We start from the raw sequence: 7511 nt of genomic DNA, 5'->3' as shown, positions 1-7511 counted from the left end.
ACCGCATGCCGTGCGAAATCGCGCCAGCCCTCAGGCTCGGGCGCAATGCCGTTGATGGCATAGGCGTTCTCGAGAATGTGCTCGAACGAACCGAACTCTTTCAGCCAGTCGGCCTTGCTCCAGTCCTTGCCGTCGAAATGGCCGCAGCCATGGCTGGCGATGTCGTGGCCCTCATGCGCGGCAAGCCCGATCTGCTCGAGCCGGTCGGTGACTTCCTGTTTCGAGGCGGCAAAGCCGATATTGGATTTCCCGGCGCTTCTGCCGGGTGCGGTGTATTCCTTGCGTGTTTCCGTCGACAGCAGGAAGACGCAGGACAGAAAATAGGTGAAATGTGCCCCGGTGCGCTCAGCCAGTGCTCGACTGCGCTTCCACTGCGAAATGTCGCGGGCGCTGTCGAACGAGATGATGACGACCTGCTTGGGCTTTGCCGGCACCGGTGGCGCGGGCGGGTCGGCCAGAGCCACGCCGGCAGTGACGAGCGCGGCAAGCGAAAACGCAACAACGCGGAACGGACGAAGCATAGGAATCTGATCTTAACTCGGGGAACGTCTGCAAGCCGGCTATCGCCTAAATGTGGCGCGGGTGCGATGGGCCTCTTCGGCTGCTCGTCCGGGGCAAACATCCGTTTGCCCCGGACAATAGCGATTTTCCGGTCGAACCCCTTCCATGCCGGCAAAATTTCGCTAAAACGCGGGCTGACAAAGGCCCGACCGGGCAGGAATGGTTTGATTTGATGTCCGACGACAGTTTTATCCGTGAAGTCAACGACGAGATCCGTCGCGAACAGGCGCAGGCGCTGTGGGACCGTTTTGGCCCAGCCCTGATTGTCGTTGCGATCCTCGTGGTGCTCGGCACCGCAGCCTTCGTCGGCTATCGCTATTGGGACGAGACGCGCGCCAACCGCTCGGGCGATGCGTTCTCGCAGGCGCTGAAGCTTGCCAATGACGGCAAGAACGATGAGGCGCTGACCGCGCTCGATCAGTTGGAGAAGGATGGCTACGGCGCCTATCCGCTGCTCGCACGCATGCGCGGCGCGACCGTCAAGGCGAACAAGGGCGACGTTCCCGCCGCCGTCAAGGATTTCGACGAAGTCGCCGCCGACACGGCCATTCCCCAGAGCATTCGCGACATGGCGCGGCTGCGGGCAGCGCTGCTGCTCGTCGACCATGGCTCGTTCGCCGACGTGTCCAGCCGTATCGAAGCGCTGACATCCGACACCAACACGCTGCGCCACACGGCGCGCGAGGCGCTCGGCCTTTCCGCCTGGAAGGAAGGCAAGACGCAGGATGCGCTGAAACTGTTCGACCAGATCGCCGCCGATGACGGCGCCCCGCGCAACACCCGCGAGCGCGCAACATTGATGTCCGAGCTGATCCGCGGGTCGGGCAGTGCGTCGTGACCTTCAAAGTCGCCATCATCGGCAGACCTAACGTCGGCAAATCGACTCTCTTCAATCGGCTGGTGGGAAGAAAGCTGGCGCTTGTCGACGACACGCCGGGCGTCACCCGCGACCGTCGCGTCCACGCCGCCAAGCTCTACGACCTGCATTTCGATGTCATCGACACCGCCGGCTTCGAACGGCCAAGCCAAGCGGGCGAGTTCGCCAACCGGACCTATGATGCCTTCCGCGCCGCCTTCGACAAGCAGTATGCCGGCAAGCGCATTCCGCTGGAGCTCGGCTTCCACTTCGCGCTGATGAATGACGGCGCCTACTGGAACGCGCTGGAGCGCTTTGCCGGCGAGGTCTGCGTCAAGGCCGATGTCGAATGCATCAGTTTTCGCGATTATGTTTCGCGCCAGGATGCCGGCCAGAGGCAGGTCTCGGTCGGCGGCTGAGCCGCCAACCCGGTTCGTTTCCAACCTCGATCTTTAGGCCGGATCCTCAGCGCCCTGCCTTGCCAGATAGCGCTGGTCGATATCGGGCAGCGGCTCGCCTTGCAGCGTCGCCTCGAAGGCGCGCAGGCGCTTGTGGACCGATTGCAGCTCGACGATGGTCGACCAGGAGGTGAGCAGAAACTGCAGTGAACCGGTCACCTTGCCGAATGCGTTCGAAATCTGGTTCAGCGCGCCGAACGTGATCTTGTGCGCCACCAGCGAGGGACCGAGGATCAGCAGCGAGAAAATGTTGTCGGCCTGCAGGTAGGTGTAACGGACGACGTTGAAATAGATGTAGTGGAAATAGAGCCTGAAATAATTGTGGCGAACATTCTCGAACAGCTCGGCCGTGGTGGCCGGCTGGGCCCGGTCCGCGTGATCCTCGCCGTAGACGAGTTCCTTGCGGTAGGCTGCCTCAACGCGCTGGTTGCGGAACTGCAGCCCTGGAAGTTTCAGACCTGCAACCATGACCGAGATCGTCCCGAACAGACACCAGGCAAGGGCTGCGACAACCAATGGCTGTGGAATCGCGCCGATAATCGGCAACTCGGTGATATGGGCCTGCAACTGGATCATGACCGGCAGGAATGCGATCAACGTCATAATCGACTGGACGAAGCTGGAGCCGAGATCTTCCATGATCTGCGAGAACCGCATCGTGTCTTCCTGGATGCGCTGCGAGGCACCCTCGATATGGCGTAGCCTGCCCCAATTCTCGACGAAGTAGTTGTTCATCGCCGTGCGCCAACGGAAGATCCAGTGACTGACGATGAAGGCGTTGACCACCTGCACATTCATGCCGACCAGGGCGAGCCACGAAAAATCAGCCAATCCGATATAAAATTCGCTGTTGGTCGACTTTCCAGTCCCCGACATCAGCCCCTGCACATAGTCGAAGAAAGGCCCATACCAGGCGTTGACGGCGACGCTGACCTGCACATTGAAATAGATGAAGAACAGGATGACCGCGGTCATCAGGATCGACCAGCGTTGCCATGGATGCGGCGAATACCAGCTCCAGAATGCGTAGAAGACGAGCACGCAGAACGCGAAATAGAGATAGAACCAGAGGAACGGCTTCGATACGAGGATGGCGATGCCGATGATGGGCGGCGCGCCGGCCGCGGCGGGCGGCAATCCGAAAACCGTACCTAATTGTTCACCACCGAAGAACCAGAACAGGATCGCCGCAAGGCTCCAGACGGCGGCCGAAGTGAAGAACAGCTTCGGCTGCGGGAAAAAGGATACGAACACTGTGGCGAATTCCTCGATCTAGGCACAAATCAGCTGACGACAGCGGGCATAAAGTCACACATTAGTGGGAAAGAAAATGCCCGTGCCCGATGCCCGGCACAGCAAGCTCACAATCATGGCGATTTTGGCGCAGCCGACCATGTGATGGCGCCGGAGACGACCAGCACGATCGCGGCTGTGATCGAGGCGAGGAAGAAATCGCCGGACATCTGCGCCAGAAACCCGGCGGCGACCGGCCCGATGATCTGGCCAAGGCCGAACGCAGCCGTCATCAGGGCGAATATCCGCCGCGGCGCGCTTGGCGCCTGCTGCCGGGCGGCCTGCAGGCCAAATGCGGTGATGGCAATGAAGGTGCCACCGAGCAGCACGCCGGCAAGCAGCGGCCCGGTGGCGCCGCCGATGGCGACGCTGGCGGTGACGCCGGCAACTTCGATGAAGCACGCCAGCGCATAGGCGGCATAAAGGCCGGTCCGGGCCGCGATCTTCTGCCAGAGCCAGACTGAGGGAAAGCCCGCAAGACCGGCGACCATCCACACCATGGCCTCGAAGACGCGGCTGCCGCCGCCTTGCCGGACGATGGCGACCAGGAATGTCGCCGTCACCACATAGCCAAAGCCGAACAGGCCGTAGGCGACGATGACCTTGACCAACGACCGGTCCATCCGCAGTGCCGGCTCGCGGGTGGCTTCGCCGTTGCCGAGCGGACCCTCATTGGCCAACAGCGCAACGAGGACGAAACCACAGGCCGAAATCGCCGCCGACCACAGCCAGCCTGCAGCCCAGCCCGAATGCTCGGCGACCAGCACCGCCATCATCGCCGCCGATGCCGCTATGCCGAGCCCGACGCCGCCGAAATGCCAGGCCTGCAGGTCGTTGCGACCGGCAGCCGCGATGTGGCTGAAAACGGTGCTGGCCATGAACACCATGACGAAGGCGCTGGCCAGACCGGCCAGAAAGCGGATAGCGAGAAAGGCCGTCATCGCTTCGGTCAGCCCCATCAGCGCGGCAAGGACCGTACTGGCGCCAAGCCCCGCCAGCATCAGCAGGCGCTCGCGCCCATGCGCCCAGCCGCCCGCCGCTGCCAACGCGCCGACGAGATAACCGAGATAATTGGCCGACGCGATCCAACCGGCATCGGCAGGCGACAGATGCAATTCCTGCATCATGCCGGGCAGGATCGGCGTGTAGACGAAACGGCCGATGCCCATGGCAACCGCCATGGCAATCATGCCGGCGAAGGCGAAACGCAGCGCTGTCGAGGTGGCTGATGTCATTGCACTGCACAATAAGTGCAGGGGTCGCTGAAACAATCGCCATCTGTTGGGCCAGCGCGTGCGCGGGACGTGGTGCTCGCCTCGACTTTCCTCAAGCCGGAACGCTTGGCGGCTGCTCAGCAGCGGCCGCCGGCGTGCAACGGGGCCGTCTCGTGCACTGTCCGCCGTGCCGTCAGCCTGAACGGCACATCGCCCAGTTCGCGTTCCGACATGGTGTTCAGCACCGGATGCGAAAGCGGATCGGTCAGCCATCTCTGCGTTTCGCTGTCCGGGTGCGGCTCATACGGCGTACTCGCAGCGAAAAAGACCTTCAGCGACGACGACAAGATCCTCAGCATTTCCGGCTCCACAGGTCTGTCTCTTCCGATAAAATCCGCCGTTTCGACATGCCTTTCAATTGAGATTTCAGCCGGATCAGTTTAGAAAAACTCAATGGCCATGCTCAACCGCGTCCACCTCAACGGCCTGCGCGCCGTCGAAACCGTTGCCCGTCTCGGATCGCTGGCGGCGGCCGCCGGTGAGCTCAACGTTTCCGCAGCCAGCAGATAAGCCGTACCGAAAAACAGCTCGGCCAGGCGCTGTTCGAGCGAACGGCGAGCGGTCTGGTGCTGACCGAATTCGGCGCCGTCTTCGCGGCCCGCCTTGGTGCTGGATTTCGTGAGCTTTCCCAGGCCGTGGCGCTGGCCGACGAGGCTACGCAATGCACATTGGTGGTTTCGGTGGCGCCGGCCTTTGCCTCGAAGTGGCTGTTGCCCAGACTATCTCGCCACTTCGACCGGCATCCCAACGTGCTGCTGCGCATCGACGCTTCGGTGCGGCTGGTCAATCTCGATCACTCAGACATCGACATCGCCATCCGGCTTGGCGACGGCAAATGGCCGGGCGGGCGCACGGAACTGCTCTTGGCGCAGGAAGTCTTCCCGGTCTGCGCGCCGGCGATTGCCCAAAAACTGAAGTCGATCGAGGACCTTGCCCAGACCTGCGCGATCACCGACGAGCGAGCAATGATCAACTGGGAAAGCTGGTTCGAGACGGCCGGCGTCCCACCTGTCAGCTTCCTCAAGGGTGCGCGTTTCACCGACCCGATGCTGTGCCTGGAATCGGCGATTGCCGGCCACGGCGTGATGCTGGGCTGGCAATTGCTCGCCGCGGATGCGCTGGCCGACGGGCGGCTGGTGGCGCCTTTCGGTATCCGCGCCCAGAGCGGGCTCGGCTATTGGCTGGTGACCTCGTCCGTCAAGGCGGAAAGCCGCAAGGTCCGGGATTTCAAGGTCTGGATCAGGGAAGAGATCGAAGCAACCATGGCGCGGTTCGGGTCCGCAAACCCAAAACCCGCCGGCGCGATCGCGGTGGAAAGCGCCGCGCCGCCGCTCTATGGTAGGTCGGACATCAAACTACGACAGGCAGGATCATGACCACACATTCGCGCGGCGTTTCCGCATCAATCGACCCGGTGAAGCTCGACAGGCTGGCGGAAGTCGCCATCAAGGTCGGGCTGCAATTGCAGCCAGGGCAGGATCTGGTGCTGACGTCATCGATCGCGGCACTGCCGCTAACCAGGCGGATCGTCGAGCATGCCTACAAGGCCGGCGCCGGCCTGGTGACGCCGATCTTCAACGATGACGAGATGACGCTGGCGCGCTACCGCTTCGGCGCCGATGCGAGCTTCGACCGCGCCGCCGGCTGGCTCTATGAAGGCATGGCGAAGGCCTTCTCCAACAATGCGGCCAGGCTTGCGGTGCGCGGCGAGGATCCGTCGCTGCTCTCCGCACAGGATCCGGCGAAAGTGGCGCGCGCCAACAAGGCCAATTCGATGGCTTATCAGCCGGCGTTGGAAAAGATCACCGGCTTCGACATCAATTGGAACATCGTCGCCTATCCGGACCTCGCCTGGGCCAAACAGGTCTTCCCCGGCGATGCCGACGATGTTGCGGTCGTGAAACTCGCCGATGCCATCTTCGCCGCGTCGCGGGTCGATGTGGAGGATCCGATCGGCAACTGGAGGGCGCACAACGCGGCGCTGCGCAGCCGCACCGAATGGCTCAACGGCCATAATTTCCATGCGCTGCACTTCACCGGACCGGGCACCGACCTGACGGTTGGACTGGCGGACGGCCATGAATGGATGGGCGGCGCCTCGACCGCCAAGAACGGCATCACCTGCAACCCCAACATCCCGACCGAGGAGGTCTTCACCACGCCGCATGCGGGGCGAGTCGAAGGCCATGTCTCCTCGACCAAGCCGCTGTCCTACCAGGGCACGCTGATCGACGACATTTCGGTGCGTTTCGAAGAAGGCAGGATCGTCGAGGCCAAGGCATCGAAGGGCGAGGACGTGCTGAAGAAAGTGCTCGACACCGACGAGGGCGCGCGCCGTCTCGGCGAGGTGGCGCTGGTGCCGCATTCCTCGCCGATATCGGCCAGCGGCCTGTTGTTCTTCAACACGCTGTTCGACGAGAACGCCGCCTGCCACATCGCGCTCGGCCAATGCTATTCGAAGTGCTTCGTCGACGGCGCCTCGCTCAGCCAGGACGAGATCGCCGCGCGCGGCGGCAACAAGAGCTTCATCCACATCGACTGGATGATCGGCTCGGACAAGATCGACATCGATGGCGTCCACAAGGACGGCGCCCGCGTGCCTGTCATGCGCAAGGGCGAGTGGGCCTGAGGGTTCCAGCCAGGAGGTGTGATGGCCTTCAAGATCGCGGTCAAGCGTATCTACGAGCCGCCCGCTGCCGATGACGGGCAGCGGGTTCTGGTCGACCGCATCTGGCCGCGCGGCGTCAGCAAGCAAGACGCCGCGCTGACGCTGTGGTTGAAGGACATCGCGCCGAGCGACGAGTTGCGCAAATGGTTCGGACACGAGGCGGTGCGCTGGGCGGAGTTTCAGGAGCGGTATGGCGCTGAGCTGGATGGGAATGGCGCGGCGGTGACGCAGTTGCGAGGCCTGCTGGGTAACGGCAAGGTGACGCTGCTCTACGGCGCGCTTGACGAGGCGCACAACAATGCGGTGGCGCTGGCGGGGTATCTGCGCGGACGCTGAGATTTTATGGCGGTCGGCGGGACAGCGCCCCCCCTCTGGCCTGCCGGCCATCTCCCCCTCAGGTG

The 7511-nt window shown here is 63.0% G+C and carries 7 protein-coding genes and 2 pseudogenes; 5 read left to right on the top strand and 4 right to left on the bottom strand.

Translation table 11 applies throughout. The features are described 5' to 3' along the window. Positions 1-521, bottom strand: a pseudogene (locus EN884_RS18225) (polysaccharide deacetylase); the annotation flags it as partial. 212 nt (positions 522-733) lie between these two features. Between EN884_RS18225 and EN884_RS18220 the strand changes: the two are divergent. Together EN884_RS18220 and EN884_RS39620 are read left to right on the top strand one after the other, a co-directional pair. Then, the gene (locus EN884_RS18220; RefSeq protein WP_063167646.1) at positions 734-1399 is read left to right on the top strand and encodes a tetratricopeptide repeat protein; all 666 of its coding nucleotides are present in this window, start codon (positions 734-736) and stop codon (positions 1397-1399) included. Continuing rightward, positions 1396-1836 carry a GTPase gene (locus EN884_RS39620; RefSeq protein WP_128360660.1) on the top strand — a complete coding sequence of 147 codons (441 nt, stop codon included), beginning with the start codon at positions 1396-1398 and terminating at the stop codon, positions 1834-1836. The genes EN884_RS18220 and EN884_RS39620 overlap by 4 nt, the downstream gene beginning before the upstream one ends. 33 nt (positions 1837-1869) lie before the next feature. Here EN884_RS39620 and sbmA read toward each other — a convergent pair whose 3' ends face one another. From sbmA to EN884_RS18200, 3 genes are all read right to left on the bottom strand, one after another. Beyond that, complete coding sequence (gene sbmA / locus EN884_RS18210) at positions 1870-3129, bottom strand: peptide antibiotic transporter SbmA (RefSeq protein WP_013532851.1); 1260 nt, start codon at positions 3127-3129, stop codon at positions 1870-1872. A gap of 113 nt (positions 3130-3242) precedes the next feature. Then, a complete protein-coding gene (locus tag EN884_RS18205; protein ID WP_063167644.1) occupies positions 3243-4403 on the bottom strand; it encodes a YbfB/YjiJ family MFS transporter in 1161 nt (386 codons plus the stop codon). A gap of 116 nt (positions 4404-4519) precedes the next feature. After that, on the bottom strand, positions 4520-4741 hold the full coding sequence (locus tag EN884_RS18200) for a hypothetical protein (RefSeq protein ID WP_063167643.1): 222 nt from the start codon (positions 4739-4741) through the stop codon (positions 4520-4522). 94 nt (positions 4742-4835) lie between these two features. Between EN884_RS18200 and EN884_RS18195 the strand changes: the two are divergent. The 3 genes and pseudogenes from EN884_RS18195 to EN884_RS18185 all read left to right on the top strand — a co-directional run bounded on the left by EN884_RS18195 (position 4836) and on the right by EN884_RS18185 (position 7446). After that, a pseudogene (locus tag EN884_RS18195) lies at positions 4836-5818 on the top strand (LysR substrate-binding domain-containing protein). Then, positions 5815-7071, top strand: a complete 1257-nt coding sequence (locus EN884_RS18190; protein ID WP_063167642.1) for an aminopeptidase — start codon at positions 5815-5817, stop codon at positions 7069-7071. The pseudogene EN884_RS18195 and the gene EN884_RS18190 overlap by 4 nt, the downstream one beginning before the upstream one ends. A gap of 21 nt (positions 7072-7092) precedes the next feature. Continuing rightward, positions 7093-7446 carry a DUF488 domain-containing protein gene (locus EN884_RS18185; RefSeq protein ID WP_063167641.1) on the top strand — a complete coding sequence of 118 codons (354 nt, stop codon included), beginning with the start codon at positions 7093-7095 and terminating at the stop codon, positions 7444-7446. Positions 7447-7511 lie beyond the last annotated feature (65 nt).

The organism is Mesorhizobium sp. M7A.F.Ca.AU.001.01.1.1, from assembly GCF_004022735.1.
GTDB classification, from domain to species: domain Bacteria; phylum Pseudomonadota; class Alphaproteobacteria; order Rhizobiales; family Rhizobiaceae; genus Mesorhizobium; species Mesorhizobium ciceri.
The sequence above is the reverse complement of the archived record's forward strand: the minus strand, read 5'-3'. Positions and strand labels throughout refer to the sequence as shown.